The organism is Algoriphagus limi, from assembly GCF_024919275.1.
Classification (GTDB): Bacteria; Bacteroidota; Bacteroidia; order Cytophagales; family Cyclobacteriaceae; genus Algoriphagus; species Algoriphagus limi.
Genome location: NZ_JANWGH010000001.1, coordinates 709,912 through 731,192 on the forward strand (window position 1 = coordinate 709,912; position 21,281 = coordinate 731,192).

23 protein-coding genes are annotated in these 21,281 nt (G+C 39.4%); 9 read left to right on the forward strand and 14 right to left on the reverse strand.

The genetic code is table 11. The features are described 5' to 3' along the window. Positions 1–28 precede the first annotated feature (28 nt). Together NY014_RS03090 and NY014_RS03095 are read right to left on the reverse strand one after the other, a co-directional pair. Positions 29–835, reverse strand: coding sequence for a 3'-5' exonuclease (locus tag NY014_RS03090; RefSeq protein WP_259413064.1), 807 nt, complete (start codon positions 833–835; stop codon positions 29–31). Position 836: 1 nt separating this feature from the next. Next, the gene (locus tag NY014_RS03095) at positions 837–2,192 is read right to left on the reverse strand and encodes a UDP-N-acetylmuramate--L-alanine ligase (protein ID WP_259413065.1); all 1,356 of its coding nucleotides are present in this window, start codon (positions 2,190–2,192) and stop codon (positions 837–839) included. Positions 2,193–2,290: 98 nt separating this feature from the next. Here NY014_RS03095 and NY014_RS03100 point away from each other — a divergent pair, with 98 nt between their 5' ends. From NY014_RS03100 to NY014_RS03110, 3 genes are all read left to right on the forward strand, one after another. After that, complete coding sequence (locus tag NY014_RS03100) at positions 2,291–2,992, forward strand: lycopene cyclase domain-containing protein (protein ID WP_259413066.1); 702 nt, start codon at positions 2,291–2,293, stop codon at positions 2,990–2,992. A gap of 66 nt (positions 2,993–3,058) precedes the next feature. Next, positions 3,059–4,636, forward strand: coding sequence for a replicative DNA helicase (dnaB, locus tag NY014_RS03105; RefSeq protein WP_259413067.1), 1,578 nt, complete (start codon positions 3,059–3,061; stop codon positions 4,634–4,636). 2 nt (positions 4,637–4,638) lie between these two features. Next, entirely contained in the window at positions 4,639–5,637 is a 999-nt protein-coding gene (locus NY014_RS03110; RefSeq protein ID WP_259413068.1) for a zinc-binding dehydrogenase, read from the forward strand. A gap of 68 nt (positions 5,638–5,705) precedes the next feature. On the opposite strand, the gene NY014_RS03115 is transcribed toward NY014_RS03110, so the two are convergent. After that, the gene (locus NY014_RS03115; protein WP_259413069.1) at positions 5,706–6,041 is read right to left on the reverse strand and encodes a tetratricopeptide repeat protein; all 336 of its coding nucleotides are present in this window, start codon (positions 6,039–6,041) and stop codon (positions 5,706–5,708) included. Between the two features lie 74 nt (positions 6,042–6,115). On the opposite strand from NY014_RS03115, the gene NY014_RS03120 reads away from it, so the two are divergent. From NY014_RS03120 to NY014_RS03135, 4 genes are all read left to right on the forward strand, one after another. Continuing rightward, on the forward strand, positions 6,116–6,853 hold the full coding sequence (locus tag NY014_RS03120; protein WP_259413070.1) for an electron transfer flavoprotein subunit beta/FixA family protein: 738 nt from the start codon (positions 6,116–6,118) through the stop codon (positions 6,851–6,853). 35 nt (positions 6,854–6,888) lie between these two features. Continuing rightward, positions 6,889–7,857, forward strand: coding sequence for an electron transfer flavoprotein subunit alpha/FixB family protein (locus NY014_RS03125; protein WP_259413071.1), 969 nt, complete (start codon positions 6,889–6,891; stop codon positions 7,855–7,857). 5 nt (positions 7,858–7,862) lie between these two features. Next, positions 7,863–8,459, forward strand: a complete 597-nt coding sequence (locus tag NY014_RS03130; protein ID WP_259413072.1) for a bifunctional nuclease family protein — start codon at positions 7,863–7,865, stop codon at positions 8,457–8,459. An 85-nt stretch (positions 8,460–8,544) separates the two neighbouring features. After that, a complete protein-coding gene (locus NY014_RS03135) occupies positions 8,545–9,828 on the forward strand; it encodes a NupC/NupG family nucleoside CNT transporter (RefSeq protein ID WP_259413073.1) in 1,284 nt (427 codons plus the stop codon). A 65-nt stretch (positions 9,829–9,893) separates the two neighbouring features. Here NY014_RS03135 and NY014_RS03140 read toward each other — a convergent pair whose 3' ends face one another. Genes NY014_RS03140 through mnmA form a run of 3 tightly spaced genes read right to left on the reverse strand, consistent with a single transcriptional unit; the run spans position 9,894 to position 13,366 of the window. Next, positions 9,894–11,369, reverse strand: a complete 1,476-nt coding sequence (locus NY014_RS03140; RefSeq protein ID WP_259413074.1) for a M28 family peptidase — start codon at positions 11,367–11,369, stop codon at positions 9,894–9,896. A 57-nt stretch (positions 11,370–11,426) separates the two neighbouring features. Next, positions 11,427–12,131, reverse strand: coding sequence for a pseudouridine synthase (locus tag NY014_RS03145; protein ID WP_259413075.1), 705 nt, complete (start codon positions 12,129–12,131; stop codon positions 11,427–11,429). Positions 12,132–12,154: 23 nt separating this feature from the next. Then, a complete protein-coding gene (gene mnmA, locus NY014_RS03150) occupies positions 12,155–13,366 on the reverse strand; it encodes a tRNA 2-thiouridine(34) synthase MnmA (protein ID WP_259413076.1) in 1,212 nt (403 codons plus the stop codon). A gap of 209 nt (positions 13,367–13,575) precedes the next feature. Between mnmA and NY014_RS03155 the strand changes: the two genes are divergently transcribed. After that, positions 13,576–14,955 carry an MATE family efflux transporter gene (locus tag NY014_RS03155; RefSeq protein WP_259413077.1) on the forward strand — a complete coding sequence of 460 codons (1,380 nt, stop codon included), beginning with the start codon at positions 13,576–13,578 and terminating at the stop codon, positions 14,953–14,955. Positions 14,956–15,004: 49 nt separating this feature from the next. Here the strand turns inward: NY014_RS03155 and NY014_RS03160 are convergent, their stop codons facing one another. The 3 genes from NY014_RS03160 to NY014_RS03170 form a co-directional block, all read right to left on the reverse strand. Continuing rightward, a complete protein-coding gene (locus tag NY014_RS03160) occupies positions 15,005–15,760 on the reverse strand; it encodes a hypothetical protein (protein ID WP_259413078.1) in 756 nt (251 codons plus the stop codon). A 78-nt stretch (positions 15,761–15,838) separates the two neighbouring features. Continuing rightward, a complete protein-coding gene (locus NY014_RS03165; protein ID WP_259413079.1) occupies positions 15,839–16,501 on the reverse strand; it encodes a CAP domain-containing protein in 663 nt (220 codons plus the stop codon). Between the two features lie 68 nt (positions 16,502–16,569). Next, positions 16,570–16,818: an acyl carrier protein gene (locus NY014_RS03170; RefSeq protein WP_259413080.1), complete on the reverse strand. Its 249-nt coding sequence runs from the start codon at positions 16,816–16,818 to the stop codon at positions 16,570–16,572. A gap of 268 nt (positions 16,819–17,086) precedes the next feature. On the opposite strand from NY014_RS03170, the gene rfbA reads away from it, so the two are divergent. After that, complete coding sequence (gene rfbA, locus NY014_RS03175; protein ID WP_259413081.1) at positions 17,087–17,956, forward strand: glucose-1-phosphate thymidylyltransferase RfbA; 870 nt, start codon at positions 17,087–17,089, stop codon at positions 17,954–17,956. Between the two features lie 10 nt (positions 17,957–17,966). Here rfbA and NY014_RS03180 read toward each other — a convergent pair whose 3' ends face one another. The 5 genes from NY014_RS03180 to NY014_RS03200 all read right to left on the reverse strand — a co-directional run bounded on the left by NY014_RS03180 (position 17,967) and on the right by NY014_RS03200 (position 21,212). Next, entirely contained in the window at positions 17,967–18,641 is a 675-nt protein-coding gene (locus NY014_RS03180) for an ROK family protein (RefSeq protein ID WP_259413082.1), read from the reverse strand. A gap of 120 nt (positions 18,642–18,761) precedes the next feature. Continuing rightward, positions 18,762–19,379 (reverse strand): NADPH-dependent F420 reductase, encoded by a 618-nt coding sequence (locus NY014_RS03185; RefSeq protein WP_259413083.1) that lies wholly within the window; start codon positions 19,377–19,379, stop codon positions 18,762–18,764. Between the two features lie 335 nt (positions 19,380–19,714). Then, positions 19,715–20,347 carry a low molecular weight phosphatase family protein gene (locus NY014_RS03190; protein ID WP_259413084.1) on the reverse strand — a complete coding sequence of 211 codons (633 nt, stop codon included), beginning with the start codon at positions 20,345–20,347 and terminating at the stop codon, positions 19,715–19,717. 21 nt (positions 20,348–20,368) lie between these two features. Continuing rightward, positions 20,369–20,839, reverse strand: a complete 471-nt coding sequence (locus tag NY014_RS03195) for a DUF6428 family protein (protein ID WP_259413085.1) — start codon at positions 20,837–20,839, stop codon at positions 20,369–20,371. A 37-nt stretch (positions 20,840–20,876) separates the two neighbouring features. Then, complete coding sequence (locus NY014_RS03200; RefSeq protein WP_259413086.1) at positions 20,877–21,212, reverse strand: ArsR/SmtB family transcription factor; 336 nt, start codon at positions 21,210–21,212, stop codon at positions 20,877–20,879. Positions 21,213–21,281 lie beyond the last annotated feature (69 nt).

Consider the following 21,281-nt stretch of genomic DNA (forward strand, 5'->3'; position numbering starts at 1 on the left):
CGGTTTTTTTATTCTTCTAATTTAAATTTTATCTGTTGGCGAACCCTCGAAGCTTGATTTGGGTAAGCTTTCGCTTGGTGTCCAAAGGAAAGTCTCCCCGCATCATCCAATCATAGTATCCGGGCTCTTCCTTCAATACCTGTTCGATGGTTTTTCCTTTATGCTTTCCAAAATTGAAAACTTCGATTCCTGCAGAATTGAAGACAAATCGGCCTGCTAAATCCACCATTTTCTCATTTACCAGATCATGGAGCTTTTTCATGTCATTTTCAAAAATCCCCAGTTTATTACCTTGAAGGTCTTCTACTTCTTCTCCTTGATAGCGCTTGACCTGCGCCTCAAAAACTTCCACTGTGGCTAAAGTATCTGCTTCTGCGCTATGGGCATTTTCTAATTTTTTGCCGCAGTAAAATTTATAAGCGGCAGAGAGATTTCTCTTTTCCATCAAATGAAAAATCTTCTGTGCGTCCAAGAGATTTCGCTTATCTAAATCAAAGTCAATCCCGCTTCGAAGAAATTCCTCGACGAGTAGGGGAATGTCGTATTTCAGGACATTGAATCCAGCCAAATCAGAGCTCCCAATGAATTGGTGAACATCCTTGGCGATGTCTTTGAAATAGGGCTTATCCTTCACATCCTTATCATAAATTCCATGGATAAGCGAAGATTCCAGAGGGATTGGAATGGTGGGATGGACCATTTGCGTGTAAACTTTCCGTGATCCATCTGGGAAAAGTTTTACTAGGGAAATTTCGACAATTCGATCTGTTCCGATGTTCGTTCCGGTAGCTTCTAGGTCAAAAAATACAATTGGGTTTTTTAGCTCTAAGGTCATTTTATTTGAATTTTTCCTGAATGGTTTGGAGATCCATGTTGTCATAGTTTCCAGAACTCATCAACAGGAGGTTGCAATTTGAATAATCTTTTTCCATTAAATATTGATGTAGCTTTTTACTGTCTGTAAACAGCTTTAAATCTGATCGATTAAACCCCTTTCTGAGAGTTTCTTCGTCCATCAATTCCAATTTTTTCAATGCCGCAGCATGAGGGTTCATGTAAATAATGGCCTCATCGGCAGCATTCATGGTATTTGCATAATTAGGCAGAAAATCTTTATTCAGCGAAGAATAGGTGTGTAATTCTTGCACTGCGATCAATTTTCTTTCTGGAAACTGTTTTTTAACAGCCTCTGTCGTAGCTTGTAATTTAGAAGGAGCATGGGCAAAATCACGGTAAAGATCCCCATCATTTTTTGAGGCCAACTTTTCTAAACGTTTGGCTGCTCCTTTGAAAGACTGAATTGATTGATAGAATTGAATCTCGGTCAAACCTAGCTGAACACAAACTTTTAAAGCTCCGCTTAAGTTCTGAAGATTGTGATCCCCAAATAGTTGTATGGGAATTTCGCCTTTCTCTGTTTCTAGGAAAGTTTGCCCATTAGCGATCCTTGCTGGTAATTTATGATAGGGAATTTTCTTCCCGGAAATTGATACTTTTTCTGCGATTTCTTTGACTAAGGCATCTTCTTCACAATAAATGAGGGAACCATTAGCAGGAGTCATTTCCATTAGATCTTTGAAGAGGCTTTTGTAGACTTCAAAATCAGGAAACACATTGAAATGATCCCAAGCGATGCCAGAAACCAACGCAATGTCGTGATGGTAATGAATAAACTTTGGTCTTCTATCCAACGGTGAGGTGAGATATTCATCTCCCTCAATGACAATGATCGGTGCATCGGAAAGCCCCACCATTAAATCAAAACCCTCAATTTGAGCACCCACGAGGTAATCAAAGTCAATTCTTTGATCCTTGAGTACATGTAAAATCATGGAAGTGATAGAGGTTTTCCCATGCGAACCTGCGATCACTACCCGCTTTTTGTCTTTGCTTTGATTGTAAATGAACTCTGGGAAAGAATAAATCGGAATACCGAGTTCTTTGGCTTTTTGGAGTTCGGGATTATCAATCCGAGCATGCATCCCTAAAATGATTCCGTCCAAGCCAGAATGGATTTTTTCAGGAAACCATCCATATTTTTCAGGAAGTATTCCTGCTTTTTCCAGTCTGCTTCGTGATGGTTCATAGATTTCATCATCCGAACCTGTAACCCGATAGCCTTTTTTGACAAGTGCCAGCGCCAAATTGTGCATGATAGCACCACCGATCGCAATAAAGTGGAAGCTTTTCATAAAGGGTGTTTTAGTTTTCGACATAAAATTAAATCTTTGCCAAAGCTTATGGTAACTGCATAAGGATTATTTTCAACGTTTTTAAAAGCCCTTTATTTATGGAAGACCGATATGCCTATTTGATGCTTTCCTTGCTTTATATGGTGGCATGGGGCATAGTTTATTGGAAAAGCCCTTGGAAAAGAGGAATGGTCAAAGTTGGCGCTGTGGGTGGAATCATGGGGGTGATTGCCGAAGTTTGGTATTTTAGAGATTATTGGAGGCCGCCTACCTTGTTTGGAGAAGCTGTAGCTGGAATTGAGGATTACATCATAGGCTTTGCGTTGTTCGGGGTAGGAGGCTATATACATTCAGCATTTACCAAATTGGAGATAGACTATGATAAACAAACACCCGCTAAAAACAGAGATTTCTTTTTTCTGTTTTTAATCGGTTGTACGAGCCTCACTGTCTTTAGTGTATTGCTGAGCATTCACTCCGGATATGTTACGTTTTTGACTTTCTTTTTCTTATCCGTTTATATTTGGTTTCAACGCCCGGATTTGATTCACATATCCATTAAGTCTGCCTTTGCTACCTTGGCAATTTCCTTTTTGATTTACTATATCAATTTCAATCTTCTTTTCCCGCATTTCTGGGATCAATACGGAATGTTGGAAAAACCTATTCTAGGTTATAGAATTGCCAATATTCCCCTTTCCGAAATGCTTTGGCATTTTACCTGGGCAATGCTTTGCAGCATGTTTAGGGGATATAGAAATGGGGTTTATTATAAGTCTCCAAAACTATCACAGGCCTAATTTTTGTGGACAAGTTTGGGATAACTTGTTTAAAACTACTAGACGAAAGAAGGTACATTTGTTCCTATGAGTGAAAGACCCGCCAACCAAAGAAATAGCCGTAAAAAGCCAATACACGAGAATCCAAATACCTTAGGGAAAATACCCCCACAAGCAGTTGAGTTAGAAGAGGCCGTTTTAGGTGCCTTGATGCTTGAAAAAGATGCTTTGACTCAAGTGATTGATATCCTTAAAGTTGAAAGCTTTTATAAGGATGCTCATCAAGTAATTTTTCAAGCCATCTTGGATTTGTTCCAAGATTCTCAGCCAATTGACTTGTTGACTGTCACATCTCAACTTCGGAAAAACGGAACATTGGAAGTTGCTGGTGGTGCTTTTTACATCACCGAACTGACTTCAAAAGTATCTTCCGCTGCAAATATTGAATATCACGCTCGAATTATCACAGAGCAGGCCATCAAGCGGGAATTGATCCGTATTTCTTCTGACATCCAGAAAAATGCCTACGAAGAGACTACGGATGTTTTTGAGCTTTTGGACGAAATGGAGCAGTCTCTTTTTGAGATTTCTGAGAAGAATATTCGAAAGAATTACTCAGACATGCGCTCCATCATGCGAGAAGCTATCGCTGAGATGGAATCCAAAAAGGACCAAAAGGATGGTTTGACAGGTGTTCCTTCCGGTTTTACAGCTTTAGATCGAGTTACTTCGGGTTGGCAAAAGTCTGATTTGGTAATTATTGCGGCACGACCTGCGATGGGTAAGACGGCATTTGTGCTTTCCGTACTTCGAAATGCTGCAGTTGATCATAGTCGTCCTGTAGCGATATTTTCCCTGGAAATGTCTTCCGTTCAGTTAGTCAACCGATTAATTTCCTCTGAAGCGGAACTGGATTCCGAAAAAATTAAAAAAGGAAGTCTTCAGGAGCATGAATGGGCACAGTTGGTTCATAAGACAGCCAAACTTTCCAAAGCACCATTGTTTGTAGATGATACTCCTGCTCTTTCGATCTTGGAGCTCAGAGCTAAAGCTAGAAAACTGAAAGCCCAGCATGACATTCAGATGATTGTAATCGATTATCTGCAGTTGATGTCTGGAGATAGTAAAGGTGGTGGCGGAGGAAACCGTGAACAGGAAATCGCCAGCATCTCCCGTGCTTTGAAGAAAATCGCCAAAGAACTGGAAATTCCGGTTATTGCACTTTCTCAGTTATCCCGTGCGGTAGAAACCCGGGGAGGTGATAAGCGCCCTCAACTTTCTGACCTTCGGGAATCTGGAGCCATCGAACAGGATGCTGACATGGTAATGTTCTTGTATCGCCCAGAATATTATGGAATTCTGCACGATGAAAATGATGCAAGTACACAAGGTGTAGGTGAGGTAATCATTGCGAAGCATAGAAATGGTTCATTGGATACCGTTAAACTTCGATTTATTGGTAAATACACCAAGTTTACTGATTTGGATACTTTCGGGAATTTCCCACCGAATCAGGCAGTGGAGCCACTCTATGGAAATAAGTTTACATCTCAATCTTCTGGAGCATCAAGTTTTGATCAATCAAATACTGTGAAGTTTACAAGTAAGGCGAATGATGATCATGAAGACTTTTTAGGTACGCCGGGAGAAAAGCCACCATTCTAATCATGAAAGGAATTGTATTAGATCGAAGCCTTCCCTCTAAAATTGAATTTAGAGAGGTAGAAGAAAGTCCAATTCAACCCAATCAAGTACGGGTAAGCATCAAAGCTGCCGCTTTAAATCACCGGGATGAATGGTGCCGACAAGGGCTTTATCCTAATATTTCAGATGGAATAATTCTTGGATCGGATGGGGCAGGAGTGATTTCTGAGCTTGGAAGTGAGGTAACTCAATGGAAAGTTGGTGATGAGGTAATTATCAATCCGGCTCTTTTTTGGGGAAATGATCAAAAAGCCCAATCCAAGGAATTTCAAATTATTGGAATGCCAACTCATGGTACATTGGCGGATTCCATCCTTGTTTCATCAGATAGAATTCATCCAAAACCAAAGAATCTCAATTGGGAAGAAGCGGCCGCTTTACCCTTAGCCGGCTTGACTGCATTTCGTGCTTTGGTTTATCAGGGGAATGTTCAAAAATCGGATAAGGTTCTTATCACAGGTTTTGGAGGAGGTGTGGCTCAATTCGCAGCTCAATTTGCTATTCAATATGGTGCGGAAGTTTATGTGAGCAGTAGCAGTGAGCAAAAAATTATGAAGGCTATAGAATTAGGCGCAAAAGCGGGATTTAATTATAAAGAAAGAAATTGGATAGAAGAGGCTTTATCGGTTTGTGGTGGATTTGATTTAATCATTGATGGAGCAGCAGGTGATGGGTTGAATGATCTTATAAAAGTAAGCCGACCTGGGGGAAGAATAGTCATATATGGTGCCACTATGGGTAACCCAGGTAAGTTGGAGGCTCGTAGGATTTTTTGGAATCAGTTAAAAATTATGGGTACCACAATGGGGTCTGACGAGGATTTTCAGGCTATGCTTGATTTTGTGAATGAAAAGAAAATTCATCCGGTTGTTGATCAGGTTTTTCGATTTGAGGAAGCAGAGCGGGCCCTTGACCGTATGAAAGCAGGTAACCAAATGGGGAAAATCATTTTGGTGCCTTGACAATAAGGTCTATTCCTAGAAAAAATACCTAACTTTCTAAAATTGAATTCGTTGCATTAATGCATGATTTAGAAATCTAAATCATTTTCAAATAGAAAGTTTTGGAAAGCGTTTTGGAGTTCTCGAAGTGTTTTAAGTTCAGATTGATCTTTTGCCAAGCTAATGCCTTTTTCAAAGGCCTTTTTAGCTTCCTCTAATTTATCTAAGGCTGCTAAAAAATGAGCAGCAGGGTAGTAGGTCGGTAAATATTCGGGAAATTCAGCTAGAAGTTTTTGGAAATATTCGAGGGCTTTTTGAGGTTGACTTTCCTGAGTTTCAAGAGCCAGAGCGTACCAATTAAAAGGGTCTTTTGGCTCATCGGCAGCAAATTGTTCTAAAAGCTTTAAGCGGTCCAAATTGCTCATGAATTGTTTTTTTAATTAAGGTCTTACTATTAATTTCACGCGAAATAAATCTAAAATAATCTAATCCTAAACCAATGAATATTCTTGTTTGTATCACCCACGTTCCTGATACGACTTCTAAGATTCAATTTACTGATAATAACACGAAGTTTGATTCTACAGGAGTTCAGTTTATAATCGGTCCATACGATGACTATGCATTAGCTCGGGCTGTGGAGTTACGGGATCAAACAGGTGGAAAACTGACGGTTTTGAACGTAGGTCTAGCTGAAAGTGATCCAACTTTGCGGAAAGCTTTGGCTATTGGTGCTGATGAAGCGATTCGGGTTAATTCAGAACCGAAAGATTCATTTTTTGTAGCTAAGCAAATTGCACACTATGCTAAAGAAGGTGGCTATGATTTGATTTTAATGGGACGAGAATCCATTGATTTCAATGGTGGTATGGTTCACGGTATGGTTGGTGAGCTTTTGGGAATGCCTTCCTTTTCTCCTGTTATGAAATTGGATGTTGAAGGAACCACTGTGAAAATGGCAAGAGAAATTGAAGGTGGAAAAGAGATGTTAGAAGCAAGCCTTCCTTTGATTGCTGGTTGCCAAGAGCCAATTGCAGAATGGAAGATTCCTAACATGCGTGGAATTATGTCTGCTAGAACCAAACCTTTGAATGTGGTTAATCCGGTGACTGATGAAACACAGGCGGTAGCTACTCAGTACCAACTTCCTCCTGCAAAAGGAGCTGTAAAATTAGTTGATAAGGACCATGTGGAAGAATTGGTGAAGTTGCTAAAAAACGAAGCTAAGGTTCTTTAATTCAAATTATTTAACTATTTTAAATTCAGATATTTATGTCAATTTTAGTATATATAGAGCACGCAGAAGGAAAAGTAAAAAAGACCAGCTTAGAAGCTGTTTCTTTCGCTAATGCACTTTCTGCGAAGACAGGAGAAGGAGATGTTGTAGCACTTGCACTTGGTACAATTGGTCAAGACGAATTAGCAGCTGTTGGAAAAGCGGGTGCGTCAAAAGTTTTGCATGCTTCTGATGATAGACTTACTGCTGGAGTAATTCAAGCTCATGCAAGTGCAGTTGCTCAAGCCTTTGAAAAAGTAGGAGCAAAGACAGTGGTATTGGCAAAATCCTCTTTAGGTGATGCAGTAGCTGCAAGATTGGCGATCAAAATCAATGCAGCCTTGGTATCTAATGTGGTTGAGTTGCCAGATACAAGTGCTGGATACAAAGTGAAGCGAAGTATTTTCACAGGAAAAGCCTTTGCAGAGACCGAGGTTACAACTGAAAATAAAATTCTTGCGATCAAGAAAAATGCTGTAGACCTTAAAGCTGATGGAAGTGATGCTGCAGTTGAATCTTTTGAGGTATCTCTGGCAGATTCTGATTTTGCATCCAAAATTACAGCAACTGAACGTGCTACTGGAGAAGTATTACTTCCGGAAGCAGATATCGTAGTATCAGGAGGTCGAGGATTGAAAGGTCCTGAGAATTGGGGAATGATTGAGGATTTGGCAAAAACCTTAGGTGCTGCTACTGGCTGTTCCAAGCCTGTATCTGACATTGGTTGGAGACCTCATCACGAACACGTAGGACAAACAGGGGTAAAAGTTGCTCCAAGTTTATATATCGCAATAGGAATTTCAGGTGCTATTCAGCATCTTGCAGGGGTAAACTCTTCAAAATGCATTGTTGTGATTAATAAAGATCCAGAGGCTCCTTTCTTTAAGGCAGCTGATTATGGAATTGTTGGAGATGCATTTGAGGTAGTCCCTAAGTTGAATGAAGCATTAAAAGCTGAACTTTAATTTTTGTGGAAAAGGAAATCGAACTGGAAATTTTAGGTCTTTCGTCAAACCACTCCCAGTCAGGATCATTCACACTGGTTTTAGGGGAAGTTGGTGGGATTAGAAGGTTGCCCATCGTCATCGGCATGTTTGAAGCACAAGCCATTGCTTTGGAAATTGAAAAGATTGTACCTAATCGCCCTATGACGCATGATTTGTTTAAATCATTTGCGCATGGGTTCAATTTTGAAATCGATAGGATTGTGATCACTGATATGAAAGAGGGGGTGTATTATGCCAAAATTGTATGCAAAAGTGAGTTAGCTGATGTGGACATTGATGCCAGACCATCTGATGCTATTGCGATTGCGATTCGATTTGGCTGCCCGATTTTCTGCAGTGAAAAAGTCATGTCTGAAGGTGGTGTAGAGCACTTCGATGTAGAAAGTACCGAGCCCCAGACTTCGAAACCTTCCGCGAAACCCGGTTTCTCCGCTAAAAAAGAACCATCCTTAAAAGATTATAGCTTAGACAAGCTAAATCAATTGCTAGAAAAGGCAATTAACAATGAGGATTATGAAAAAGCGGCCCGAATTCGGGATGAAATTAACAAGCGAAATTAAATTTTAATGAAAGCCTGAGCAATCAGGCTTTTTTCTTGTGGTTCGCTTCTCTATTTTTAGGCCCGATTGAATCATACAAACATTTATGGATTATATAAGAGGAGCATTTGGACTATTTGTCATTGTAGTTATTGCCTATATTTTTTCAGCTAATAGAAAAAAAGTCGACTGGAGACTGGTATTTATTGGAATTGGTTTACAACTGGTTTTTGGTTTGTTGATTACAAAAGTTCCTCTTGTTGCAAGTGGCTTTTCCGCTCTATCCAGTGCATTTGTGAAATTTTTGAGTTTTAGCGAAGAAGGGGCTCGATTTATATTCGGTGATCTTGCAGGCGATAGTTTCGGATTTATTTTCGCTTTCAAGGTATTGCCTACCATTATTTTCTTTTCCACTGTTTCGGCAGGCTTATATTATCTGGGCATATTACAAAAAGTGGTTTTTGGGATAGCCTGGGTTATGGCTCGAACTATGCGATTATCTGGTCCGGAAAGTCTTTCTGCCGCTGGAAATATTTTCTTGGGACAAACTGAGGCACCTCTACTCGTTCGTCCTTTCATTCCAAACATGACCAAATCCGAATTGATGTGTTTGATGACAGGTGGAATGGCCACCATCGCCGGTGGGGTTTTGGCTGGTTATGTTGCTTTTTTGGGTGGAGATAGTTTGGAGGAGCAAAGTAAGTTTGCAGCCTATTTATTGGGCGCAAGTATTATGAACGCTCCAGCAGCTATTGTTCTTTCTAAAATTTTTATTCCTGAAGTGGAAAAGGATAGAGTGCAGGAAAAATTGGAAGTAAATAAAGAAAGCATGGGAGTCAATTTAATTGACGCCATGTCCATTGGGGCTTCTGAAGGATTGAAGTTGGCATTGAACGTTGGAGCGATGCTTTTGGCGTTTATCGCTGTCATTGGGGCTGTTAATTACTTCCTGGAAGATATCGTCGGTGGGGTCACAGGAATCAACGGCTTTGTTTTGGATTCTACTGGGGGACAATTCTCAGGTTTTTCTTTGGAATATATCTTTGGTCAGATTTTCCGGGTATTTGCTTGGGTGATCGGGGTAGAATGGGCTGATACCTTGCAAGTGGGAAGTTTGCTGGGGCAGAAGACAGTAATCAATGAATTTGTGGCTTATTTAAGCCTTTCTGAGATGAAAGCTGCAGGTACACTATCTGATAAGTCCATTGTCATTGCAACCTATGCCTTGTGTGGTTTTTCCAATTTTAGCTCCATTGCAATTCAATTGGGAGGTATTGGAATCATTGCTCCTAATAAGCAGGGAACGCTAAGTAAACTTGGTTTAATTTCACTTTTCGCAGCTTCTTTGGCCTGTTTAATGACAGCTACCATAGCAGGAATGCTTTTCTAAAATGGATGATGAAGAAATAAAAAAGGTCGGTTTGAAGCCGACCTTTTTTGTTAAGATGAATTTGGTTATTTCAATCCATAAAGCTCTTTGGAAACGTCTTCATATTTATCGCCAGCATTCCAAAGTGGTTTATTTGGATCATTAGCGATTAATTCTGCTGCAAGGATGTAAGACTTCCAGTACTTGACAGCATAATCCAAATCAAAATTGTCTACTTGGTCACCCGGCTTATGATAGTATTTGTTGATTTCATCATCAAATGCCCGGAATCCTAGAGAGAAGGTTGGAGATGGAATTCCCTTTCTAGCAAAATTTACATTATCAGAACGGTCATATAGGCCCTGTTCAGGAGCTGGGTCAGCGATAGCTTCTAATCCAAATTCACTTACAGCTTCGCTTATCAATGGATCGCTTGAAGTTCGCCCTAAACCAATGACTGTGATGACTTCCGTGTCATTGTAGCCTCCATTATCGATATTTAAGTTGAAGATAATCTTATCCAAAGGAACCAAAGGGTTATTGGCAAAATAAGCCGATCCAAGAAGTCCTTTTTCTTCAGCTGTCCAAAGTGCAAAAATCACCGATCTCTTGGGTGGGTTTTTAGCAAAGTATTTGGCAGCATTCAAAACAGCCACTGTTCCAACTGCATTATCTCGTGCACCATTGTATATAGAATCTCCTGCTGCGTCTGGAGTGCCTACTCCCACATGGTCGTAATGAGCTGAAAGTAGGACGTATTCGTCCTTTAGATTATCATCTGTTCCTTCAATCCAGCCAATTACATTTTTTCCATCAATTGCTCGATTTTCTTTTCCTTTAATATCCAATTGAGCGGATTTGACTGCTCCATCACTGATTTTTTTGGCTAGAGAATTTTCTAAATCTTTTACCCATAAATATGGCAAACTGGAGCTTTCACCTTGGTCTAGTCCTAAAGTAGGACGATTCAAAAAATTTGAAATCAATTGCCAAGGAACTGATGGGATATTGAATTTCTCGATAAGGGCAACCGCTCCCGCTTCCTGAGCTCGTGCAGCTTTTTCCCGACCAGCCGAAAAAAGCTGGGCGGGACTCATCCGATCCGGTGCTCCTACGTTGGTTACAATTACCTTTCCTTTTAGATCTTTTCCAGCAAAATCTTCAGGATTTCCAAACCCTAAATCCACTACTTCAAAGGTTCCCGAAATAGCATCTCCATTTAAGACAAGCATTTCCTGACCTTGAGAAAATTTAGAATCTCCCAGAGTCAAGTTTCCTTCTTTTGGTGGAGTGGAGAGTCTAAAAGGGATATTTTGAAAATAGCCGTCCGCACCTGGTAAAGGTTGGGTTCCATATTTTTTTAGTTGGTCAGCAATGTAATTATATGCCATTGCTATCTCAGGCCTGATGGGGTCACGTCCCATCAATTCATCTGAGGCTAAATAAGAGAAGTGGCCGATGGCTTCTTTTTCTTTAAATCTTTTTTCAATATCCTTCTTTTGGGCCCAAGAAGGAGCTGAAAGGACCAAAACAAGCCCTAGGGTTAAGCAAACATTTTTCATTTTCGTGATTTATTTGGCTGAAAATAAAATAAAAGCAACAAAGGCTAATAGCCATTCCTAAACTTCTTCAACAGGAAATCCCAATTCCTTTAAAATCGTCCGAAAGTGTACAGGAATTTCAGAATGAATGGACACACTTTGTTGACTTACTGGATCTTGAAAACTTAATTCAGAGGCATGCAATAGAAGGTTTTGGAGATTGAATTGCTGCTCAAAAAATTTATTCTGTTTATTGTCCCCGTGCTTTTTATCTCCAAGGATGTAATGCCGTGCTTGGGCTAAATGTCTTCTAATTTGGTGAGTTCTACCTGTAAATGGCTGAAGAGATAAGAGTGAATAACGGCTCGTAGGATAGCGGCCTGTGGTATCAAATGGAATTTCAACCGAATTTACGACTTGATAATCAGTTTTAGCTTCTTGAAGTTTCCCACTTCTTTCGTTGGTTAATGCACGATCAAAGCTTCCTTGTTCCAATGATGGGATTCCTCGAACGAGAGCCAGGTAGTTTTTTCTAACCCTTCTTTCAGCAAATTCAGCTTTGAACAGGGGTAGAAGTTCTTTTTTCTTTGAAAAAAGTAACACCCCTGAGGTTGGTCTATCCAAACGATGAACTGGATAGACTGCCTGCCCAATTTGATCCCGTAAAAGCTGAAGTGCAAAATACTCTTTTTCTTCAGCAGCTATTTTGGTGCGATGAACCAAAAGACCGGCCGCCTTATTGATGGCAATCCAATCTTCAGTTTCTTTTAGAATTTCAATCACAGTTATGTTTGATTGGAAATTTCTTAAAAGATGGTACCTGAACCAATACACTCATCTCCATCATACCAAGCTACAAATTGACCGGAAGCGATTCCACGTTGTGGCTGATCAAAAAGAACATATAATCCATTTTCTTTTTGAATTAAGGTAGCTTTTGTGAGTGGTTGACGGTAACGTATTCTAGCACTGTATTCGGTACTTTGTCCTGGCAGAAGACGCAAATCTTCTCGTATCCAATGAACCTGGTCTTTTTTTACAAAAAGAGCATGACGGAGCAAGCCTGGATGGTCTTCTCCTAATCCGGTATAGATTACGTTTTCAATCGTATCTGTTGCAATTACAAAAAGCGGCTTCCCAGTACCACCGACTTGAAGACCTTTTCTTTGTCCTATGGTAAAATAATGCGCACCATTATGTTCACCGACTATTTTTCCCTGACCTTTTTTGTACCGAATAGGTAAGGCTAAATTATCCAAGGTTTCCTGATCTAACTCGGAATAGTCCATTCCTGCTGGAACTTGATACTTAGCAAACTCAGGAAGATTTTCTGGAATTTGAATGATAGGCCCCTTTTTGGGCTTGAGTTGCTGCTGTAAAAATTCAGGAAGCCGAACCTTTCCAATAAAACACAAACCCTGAGAGTCTTTTTTCTCTGCTGTGATTAGATCTAGGTTTTTGGCTATTTGGCGAACTTCTGATTTTTGAAGGTGTCCGATAGGGAAAAGTGCCTTTGACAATTGCTCTTGGGTCAATTGGCATAGGAAATAACTTTGATCCTTGTTTGAGTCCGCACCAGCTTTCAATTGGTAAACAGGCTTTCCATCCACCAAAATTTCTCCTTTTTGGCAATAATGACCTGTTGCTACAAAATCCGCTTTAAGCTTCTGAGCAGCTTTGAGAAAAATATCAAATTTGATTTCCCGATTACAGAGAATATCTGGATTTGGCGTACGGCCCGCCTCATATTCGGCAAACATGTAATCTACAATTCGTTCCCGATACTCCTCGCTGAGATCAATGGCTTGGAAGGGTATTCCCAATTTTTCAGCCACAAGCATGGCATCGGTAGAATCCTCCATCCACGGACATTCATTGGAAATCGTGACTGATTCATCGTGCCAGTTTTTCATAAACATGCCGATGACCTCATATCCTTGCTCAATAAGAAGGGCTGCTGCTACAGAACTGTCGACGCCTCCTGATAGGCCGACAACTACTCTTGGTTTTCTATTCATTATAATTCACGTTATGGATTCAAGGTCCATAGGTGGACGAGTTTTTTGGAAACTTCTTAAACTCAAGTAGAGTTCAAATTCTTTTCAAATATCCTGAAATAAAAGGAGGAGACAAGGAGAATTTGAATTCGATTTATTTCAAGGTAAAAGGCTAAGGCTCTGAAAAAAAGAGTACTTTTGGCGCTTCTATCAATTTTTTACTTCACTTTATGAATTTCCAACTGATAAAGGATGCCTTAGCAGGAAAGGAGCAAGACTTTACCAAGCTTTCTCTTAAGACGGCCATTTTCGTTTTGGCGCTTCCTATGATTTTGGAAATGATGATGGAATCCCTCTTTGCGGTAGTGGATATTTTCTTTGTTGCAAAGCTTGGAGAAGATGCTATTGCGACGGTGGGCCTTACCGAATCGGTTATTGTACTGGTTTATGCTGTGGGTTTTGGAATTAGCATGGCTGCCACAGCATTGATTTCAAGAAGATTTGGGGAAAAAGAATATAAGGAAGCTGGAGCTTCAGCCTTTCAGCTTTTATTAGTAGGAGGAAGCATCTCTCTTATTTTTAGCATTCTAGGGGTTTTATTCGCTCCGGATATTCTCTATTTGATGGGTGCTGAGCAGGATGTTGTTCAAAATGGAGCTAGTTTCACACGGATAATTTTTGGGGGAAATGCAGCCATTCTTTTACTTTTCTTGATTAATGGTGCTTTTCGAGGTGCTGGGCAGGCACATCATGCCATGCGCTCCCTTTGGATTGCCAATGGGTTTAATATCATTTTAGATCCTATATTGATTTTTGGTGTTGGAAGTTTTGATGGCTTTGGTTTGGAAGGAGCGGCTTGGGCAACTACTACCGGCAGAGGCTTAGGCGTAATTTTTCAGCTTTACCATTTATTGAATGGAAAGCACAAGCTTTGGATATCGCGTGAAAGCCTTCAAGTAAAATGGAATACTATTAAGAAGATTATTGATATCGCAGTGGGAGGAATGGGGCAGTTTCTGATTGATTCTATTTCTTGGGTTGCTTTGACTCGAATGAATGCTGAATTTGGTTCAGCTGCCTTAGCTGGGTACACTATTGCCATGCGGGTTTTGATTTTTACAATTTTACCAGCATGGGGAATCTCTGGTGCTGCTGCAACATTGGTTGGTCAGAATTTGGGAGCAAAGCAACCTATTCGGGCTGAAGAAGCCGTCTGGTTGACGACTCGCTATTGTGTTATTTTCATGGCTGCCGTGACTGGAATTTATATTTTCTTCTCAGATCAATTAGCAGGTTTGTTTACTGATATAACTGAAGTTCAGGGTATCGCCTCTCAAGGACTTTGGGTAATTGCTATGGGCTATGTGTTTTTTGCGGTTGGAATGGTTCTTACACAGGCCTTCAATGGGGCTGGAGATACTAGAACTCCTGCTTGGATTAATATTGGCGTTCTGTGGTTTTTGGAAATTCCTTTGGCCTACAGTTTGGCTTTTGTCTTTGACTTGAAATATTTGGGGATTTTTATTGCCATAGCAGTGGCGCATTCCTTGCACGCTGTGGTCGCTTGGTATCTGTTCCGAAAAGGGAGATGGAAGCGAATTGCGGTATAAAAAAAGCCGATTTGAATCCAAACCGGCTCTGTGTTAAGTTTTATTGACCTTAATTCAAAGAGACAAACTTGCTGTCTACAGTTTCATTGATGAAGTAAATCTTCTTTCCGCCGACAGTTCTGCTTTCAGTATTGTAAGCTGCTACCTGTACGATTCCCTGACTGGTTGATCTCAAACCGCTAAGTTCAGATGAAGAGAAGGTCACGCTTGTACTTCTTGCTTCTTTGGTGACAACTTCATTACCATCAGAAATTACCCAAAGCAAGTTGTCCACATTGGAAGGGATACTTTCTATGCTTAAAGAAACATCCCCGGAGATTGAAATATCATCTGGAATACTGGCAGTGAATCTCACCACACCTGGCATTACTTTTCCAGTAGTATGAGTAAACCCGTCAAAACCATTTGCTCCTGCTACGACCCAATCATTATTCTGGCCCGAATTGATGCCCAAAGTCACGTCCGTGAAGTCGTTTACGTAGGTATTGTTTAGATTTTGAAGTGGAAAATCATTGAGGCTTACATCCCCGACATTTACCAAACTGCTATTTCCTCCGGACGAGGAATAGAAATTTGCATTCGCCACGTCTAGCAAAATATCCGAAATACCCGGAACATTAGGAGTTCCGGATGGTAGGTTAGACTTAGCTTTGATGGCAGCTAAAATCCCATCTGCATCTCCGGGAGTTGGGATCGGGTTTGCCTGCGTTTGCTGCTGAGGTTCATCGTCATCATTGTTGCAAGATGTACCAACCCATAGAATTGCGGTAGCGAGAAAAAGAATTTTAAAAAACTTGAGTTTCATGTTTTAGAAAGTTTAGTGTAACGATTCAAAACTCGCTTTTAAGACTACACAAAACCATACGTCATTTGTCATATTCTTTTAATCGCTGAAACATTGAACATTCATAAAATAAGGCATATTGAAAAAATTTTTCTCTCCATAAACCTGAGAGCCACAACCCAATCTTTTGAAAGAGGGGTTGAGGATATTTGCTCTATGACCAGGGGATTCCATCCAAAGTCTTACAACCTCTTTTGCATAGGAGATATAAGTATGGGAAGGAATTGCCTCTTTTTTGTTTGCATAAGTAAATTCTCCTGGAGTTTGAGGAGGACTAACTTGTCTACCATATTCATAATCCAATCCAGCTGTACTGCTGATATTTTCAGCGATTAGGTTTGGATTTAATCCTTGAATTTGAAATCTGTCCCGAAGCTTTCGTTTGTTTCGAATTTTGCTTTGATGGCTGAAAAAATTGTATCTCGCCATGTCCCGAGCATGATCAGCAGCAAGAAGCTCAATTTTTAAGGAATAGGCCAATTGTGGCAAACCATGAATTTCCCGTTGCTCATTGGTTATATAAAATATTGCAGCATGAAGTAGGGGATAGTCAATTTCTTTAGGATCCAATTCTTGGTATATAGCTTCCAGACGAAGAAAACCTCTCCAATCCATTTTTTCGTAGTCTTCTGCTGTCCAGGATTGGGCATGAGAAATAGTGCTTTGAAAAAGAAAAATGACTAATACAAAAAGCTTCTTCATGAATGATTAAGAGTGTTTTTCTCTGTAATCACGCTCAAGAAGCTTATTTATTGTTTTCTGGCTCCCTGTTAATTATTCTGAGGAATTTCCAGAAGTAGGGAGATTAATTCCTTTGGCGTCGATACTTCTCGTAGCTTTTCATCTTGGAGATAAAGTTGAAGTTGATACTCCAATTCAAAAATCAGCCCGTTCACAAAAATCGGATCCATATTTAGTTTTTGGATAAAATGGTCATTCTTGCGGTGTCCAGTCAGGGTAATTCCATAAGTATGAAATACCTCAATTGCCTTTTTTAGTTTCGAATATTGTTGGTTCATTTTTTCAGGATTCTACTAATAAACGATAAAGCCTCATTAATCAATTCTCAGATATAAACGGAGAAATAAGGATTTGTTTAGGTAAATGATTCCCGGAGCTAGATTTTTTGAAGAATGTCAAAAAAATCAATGAATAAGATAAAAGTCACAAATGAATCAAATAGAAATTCATTCAAAGAAGGGAAGTCACCAAATTATTTTTTGAAATAGCTGTCTATTCGTAGCTTTGTCCGAATATTTTCGTGCAATTGATAATTGTTTTAAGACTATGAAAGGAATTATTTTAGCTGGAGGCTCAGGAACTAGATTATATCCATTGACTATCGCTGTAAGCAAGCAGTTGATGCCGGTATACGACAAGCCGATGATTTACTATCCGCTTTCTGTTTTGATGATGGCAGGCATTCGGGATATTTTAATTATCACCACTCCAGAAGATTCAGGGTCCTTTCAAAAGCTGTTAGGAGATGGGAGCCAAGTTGGGTGTAATTTTCAATATGCAGTTCAGCCGGCACCTGAAGGACTTGCCCAAGCATTCATTATCGGTGAAGAATTCATTGGAAATGATAAAGTAGCGCTAATTCTTGGCGATAATATTTTTTATGGTTCTGGATTGCATAAGACCTTAAAGGAAAATACAAATCCCGAAGGGGGAGTGGTTTTTGCTTATCATGTGACCGATCCTGAAAGATATGGTGTAGTTGAATTTGACGAGAACCAAAAAGCCATTAGCATTGAGGAAAAGCCCACCAATCCCAAGTCTAATTATGCTGTTCCTGGGCTTTATTTTTATGATAATCGAGTTGTAGAAATAGCAAAGAATATCAAGCCCAGCCCAAGAGGAGAGTTAGAAATCACTGACGTAAATAATGCCTATTTGAAGATGGATGCTTTGCAGGTGGCTATTTTGAATCGAGGTACTGCTTGGTTGGATACTGGAACGCATCAATCATTGCTTCAGGCGGCCCAATTTGTAGAGGTCATTGAGGAGCGACAAGGATTGAAAATAGGCTGTATAGAAGAAATTGCCTATAGATCGGGATTTATTGGTAAAGAGGAACTCTTGAAAGCTGCTGACCGATTAGGAAAAAGCGGCTATGGCGACTATTTGAAGCGGTTGGTTACCCTAAAACATTAAAGACTTTTGGTTAAATCCAAAAGTCTTCTTCCCACATTTTGAAACCTCCTTTGAAGGCATTTTGATTGGTTCCCAATCTACATCCACCTGGAAGATTTTGCAATAATTTCGAATTTCCTCCCCCTAAGACGATATCGTCTGGTTGAAGCGCATCAGAGAATATTTCTACCACTTTTCTGACATGCTTTTCCCAGCGTTTTTGCCCGTTTTTCTGCAAATAAGCTTTACCGAGGTAGTTTTCAAAAGTTGATTTTTTGTAAGGGAGATGTCCTCCCTCGATCGGGATAATGGTATGATTCAACACCATTGCGGTGCCTAAACCAGTTCCCAAGCCTAAAAACAAAAGTTTTTTCCCTTCATAACTTCCCAAGGCCTGCATAGCAGCATCATTTAGAATTTTAATGGGCATTCCAAATGCTGCTTCGAAATCAAATTTAGACCAACCAGAACCCATGTTAACCGGGTCATTTATAATTTTATTGTGCTTGACTACCCCAGGGTATCCAATTGTAATCATATCATATTCCCAGTTGGAGGCATTTTCTTTCACCAAAGGAACCATCTTTTCAGGTGTGAAATCAGGGCCTGAAGGGATCTTAATTCGTTCTTTTGCGCCTGATGCAAGGATTTTTACATTTGAACCACCAATGTCGATTACAAGGATTTTTTTTGAGGTTTTTTCCATTCGAGTGATAAGGGCTTTAGGATATAAAGCTGTTTGGTATTCGTTTAACACCCGAAACTAAAAAAATTAATAGAAAAAGCAGGTTTTGAAGGGCGATTAAATCCCAGTAAAATTCAAAAATTAAACAGCAATCAATTTAAAGTGATAATGGTCATTATTTTCTCTGTTTCTTTTTATTTCCTGGCTGAGATGGTAGAATGCTTCCAAGAGTATAGCATTTTCCAGCATTCCTGCATAAATAGCTTTATAACCGATCAATTCGATTAATCGCTTGACCTGTTTTTTATGGTCTAGCGAGTTTCCACAGAAATAAGTTTCTTTTACAAAGCCTAATATATCTGCCTCAGGATAATCTAGTCCAAGGTTATTAAAGGCTTTGAATAGAATAGCTTTTGGAATGGCTTCCTGAATTTGTAAAGTATTGGACTTGTACAAGTCATTACTATCTAGCCTATTGGTGCAATCAATGATGATTTTTTCATCCAAATCCACACCTTTTAAGCTTTCACAAATAGCAGGCAGGTATTGATCATCACAACAGATCAAAACAAAATCTGATTGGATAATGGCAGACTCATAGGGGCAGAGTCGATTATAAAATCTATTGAGAATTTTCCATTCTGGAAGTTCTGTATCAAAATCACTTCTTACACCGAAAACTACATCAACTCCGGCCTCAAGAAATTTTTTGCCTAGGGTTTTACCTAGGTTGGTTCCGCCTAATATTCCGACTTTCATAAGTTTTAATTTAAGGGTAGAAAAAATCGAAAACTACTTGATAATCAGACGAAAGCTATTGTATAATTTAATTATTACAAAATTTAATTTTGGATTTTACTTATAAATAATGCACAAACCAAAATAATCTATTCCAACGTCAATTTTTGTAAGTTGAATTAAAAGCTAAAAATCAAGTAATGCTTGTTAGATGCTTGAAAATCAGTAAAAAGTGGAAGGTGATTCATGAGAAGAACCACTAAAAAAAGAGAAAACTTGTAATGCTTTTGGTTGGCAAAGTAAACATTGGATAATGTTCAATAGAATGAAATTGAAATGAAAAACGAGAGTTTCCTTTATGCTGGCATTTTCACATTCGAGAATACATAAAACATCTCACTTGCTATTTGCAACGATCGCTCATCATACTTTGCCGATTCCTCGGAGGTATTATCAAACTCCTTGGGGTCTTCATACCTGACAGGGATTCTTTTTTCTGTTCCAGGAATAAAAGGACAGTTTTCATCTGCATGAGAACAGGTAATCACGGCCGCAAATTGTGAGCCCTTATTGATGGGGTCATTAAAGAGTTTGGAAAACGCAGTGATGGCTTCCTTGTCATCCGAATGAAAAACATAATAAACAGGATTAGCATCACCTTTAGCTGATACCTTAAAACCACTTCTTTTGATTGATGCAACGGCTCTCTCATTGAATGCGGTAATTTCAACACCTCCGGAGTAGCAATTAGCAGGAATTCCAAAATAGTCGGCTGCTGTTTGTGCCCAAATCTGGGAGAACTGACTTCTTCTGGAATTGTGGGTACAAATAAAGTTGAGGTTGATTTCCTGTCCCTGATCGATTTTTGATTGAATATATTCGATAAGAGGATTAAGCACTCGAATTCGATCTTCCGGTATAATCAGTTGCCTTGCCTTTTCAATCGATGTTAAAAGCTCAGGATATACTCCAAGTTTTTTTGTTGGCATGCTTAAGAGGCTTTAATATTATTAACAACAACCAGAGCCAGGGATGCAAGCATCTTTCTGAATTTGTTTGGTAGAAAGCCTGATTTTTGGTTTTTCTTGAGGTATCCCGCATTTATCTTTCGCAAGGCAATCAGTCTGAGTGCTTGTTAGAAGAAATTTACCGTCCTGAAATTTCAATCCATACTTACCGATTGTATCTCCCTGATATTCTACTTCAATTTCAAGATTTTCCAGTCCAAGTTTTTCCTCTGATAGTTCAATAATAGAGCGAAGTTTATGAGCGCTTAATCGGTGGTCATAATCGGTAGATGTAAATAGCTGAAAGTTGATAACTGATTCTTTGCGGATCGTTCCTCCACAATCGATGAAGTGTTTTTGAATGCTTCCTACTTCAGTTACATGGAAATAGGGAGGAATTTGTTTGCCACTTGGAAGAATAAATACTACTTCGTTTAACTCTGACAATGCTGATTTGATTTCTGATAAGTTCATTTAATTGCAATATTACGATAAAGAGGAATAAATTTTTTTAGCAACAATCTCCTGAAGATGGAGACGCAAATTGATTGAATATTTCATTAAACTGATTTTTAATTTCAGCCCATCGCTCAGGATTGATGCAATAGCTAATTCGTGAGCCTTCAATAGTTCCCTGAATAATGCCAATGTCTTTTAATTCCCGGAGGTGCTGACTGATGGTTGCTTGGGCCAGGCCTAACTCCTGAACCAAATCCCCATTAATACAAACATTGCTTTTTAGTAGATATTGAATAATTGCGACCCGGGCTGGATGAGCAAATGCCTTTGCGGCAATTGCAATATGATTTTGCACGTCTGTGAAAAGTTCTGTTTTAGTTACTCCCATTTCATTTATTATTATATTGCAATATTACGATTAATATTGAAAACAAAATAATTTGTTATTCGAATTTCA

What these genes read in the sequence shown, in the direction of transcription:
- NY014_RS03115 (WP_259413069.1), bottom strand. Translation starts at nt 6,041, where the DNA reads ATGAGCAATTTGGACCGCTTAAAGCTTTTAGAACAATTTGCTGCCGAT.
- dnaB (WP_259413067.1), top strand. Translation starts at nt 3,059, where the DNA reads ATGAGTGAAAGACCCGCCAACCAAAGAAATAGCCGTAAAAAGCCAATA.
- NY014_RS03120 (WP_259413070.1), top strand. Translation starts at nt 6,116, where the DNA reads ATGAATATTCTTGTTTGTATCACCCACGTTCCTGATACGACTTCTAAG.
- NY014_RS03100 (WP_259413066.1), top strand. Translation starts at nt 2,291, where the DNA reads ATGGAAGACCGATATGCCTATTTGATGCTTTCCTTGCTTTATATGGTG.
- NY014_RS03185 (WP_259413083.1), bottom strand. Translation starts at nt 19,379, where the DNA reads ATGAAAGTCGGAATATTAGGCGGAACCAACCTAGGTAAAACCCTAGGC.
- NY014_RS03180 (WP_259413082.1), bottom strand. Translation starts at nt 18,641, where the DNA reads ATGGAAAAAACCTCAAAAAAAATCCTTGTAATCGACATTGGTGGTTCA.
- rfbA (WP_259413081.1), top strand. Translation starts at nt 17,087, where the DNA reads ATGAAAGGAATTATTTTAGCTGGAGGCTCAGGAACTAGATTATATCCA.
- mnmA (WP_259413076.1), bottom strand. Translation starts at nt 13,366, where the DNA reads ATGAATAGAAAACCAAGAGTAGTTGTCGGCCTATCAGGAGGCGTCGAC.
- NY014_RS03140 (WP_259413074.1), bottom strand. Translation starts at nt 11,369, where the DNA reads ATGAAAAATGTTTGCTTAACCCTAGGGCTTGTTTTGGTCCTTTCAGCT.
- NY014_RS03165 (WP_259413079.1), bottom strand. Translation starts at nt 16,501, where the DNA reads ATGAAGAAGCTTTTTGTATTAGTCATTTTTCTTTTTCAAAGCACTATT.
- NY014_RS03170 (WP_259413080.1), bottom strand. Translation starts at nt 16,818, where the DNA reads ATGAACCAACAATATTCGAAACTAAAAAAGGCAATTGAGGTATTTCAT.
- NY014_RS03155 (WP_259413077.1), top strand. Translation starts at nt 13,576, where the DNA reads ATGAATTTCCAACTGATAAAGGATGCCTTAGCAGGAAAGGAGCAAGAC.
- NY014_RS03135 (WP_259413073.1), top strand. Translation starts at nt 8,545, where the DNA reads ATGGATTATATAAGAGGAGCATTTGGACTATTTGTCATTGTAGTTATT.
- NY014_RS03090 (WP_259413064.1), bottom strand. Translation starts at nt 835, where the DNA reads ATGACCTTAGAGCTAAAAAACCCAATTGTATTTTTTGACCTAGAAGCT.
- NY014_RS03125 (WP_259413071.1), top strand. Translation starts at nt 6,889, where the DNA reads ATGTCAATTTTAGTATATATAGAGCACGCAGAAGGAAAAGTAAAAAAG.
- NY014_RS03110 (WP_259413068.1), top strand. Translation starts at nt 4,639, where the DNA reads ATGAAAGGAATTGTATTAGATCGAAGCCTTCCCTCTAAAATTGAATTT.
- NY014_RS03190 (WP_259413084.1), bottom strand. Translation starts at nt 20,347, where the DNA reads ATGCCAACAAAAAAACTTGGAGTATATCCTGAGCTTTTAACATCGATT.
- NY014_RS03200 (WP_259413086.1), bottom strand. Translation starts at nt 21,212, where the DNA reads ATGGGAGTAACTAAAACAGAACTTTTCACAGACGTGCAAAATCATATT.
- NY014_RS03195 (WP_259413085.1), bottom strand. Translation starts at nt 20,839, where the DNA reads ATGAACTTATCAGAAATCAAATCAGCATTGTCAGAGTTAAACGAAGTA.
- NY014_RS03160 (WP_259413078.1), bottom strand. Translation starts at nt 15,760, where the DNA reads ATGAAACTCAAGTTTTTTAAAATTCTTTTTCTCGCTACCGCAATTCTA.
- NY014_RS03095 (WP_259413065.1), bottom strand. Translation starts at nt 2,192, where the DNA reads ATGAAAAGCTTCCACTTTATTGCGATCGGTGGTGCTATCATGCACAAT.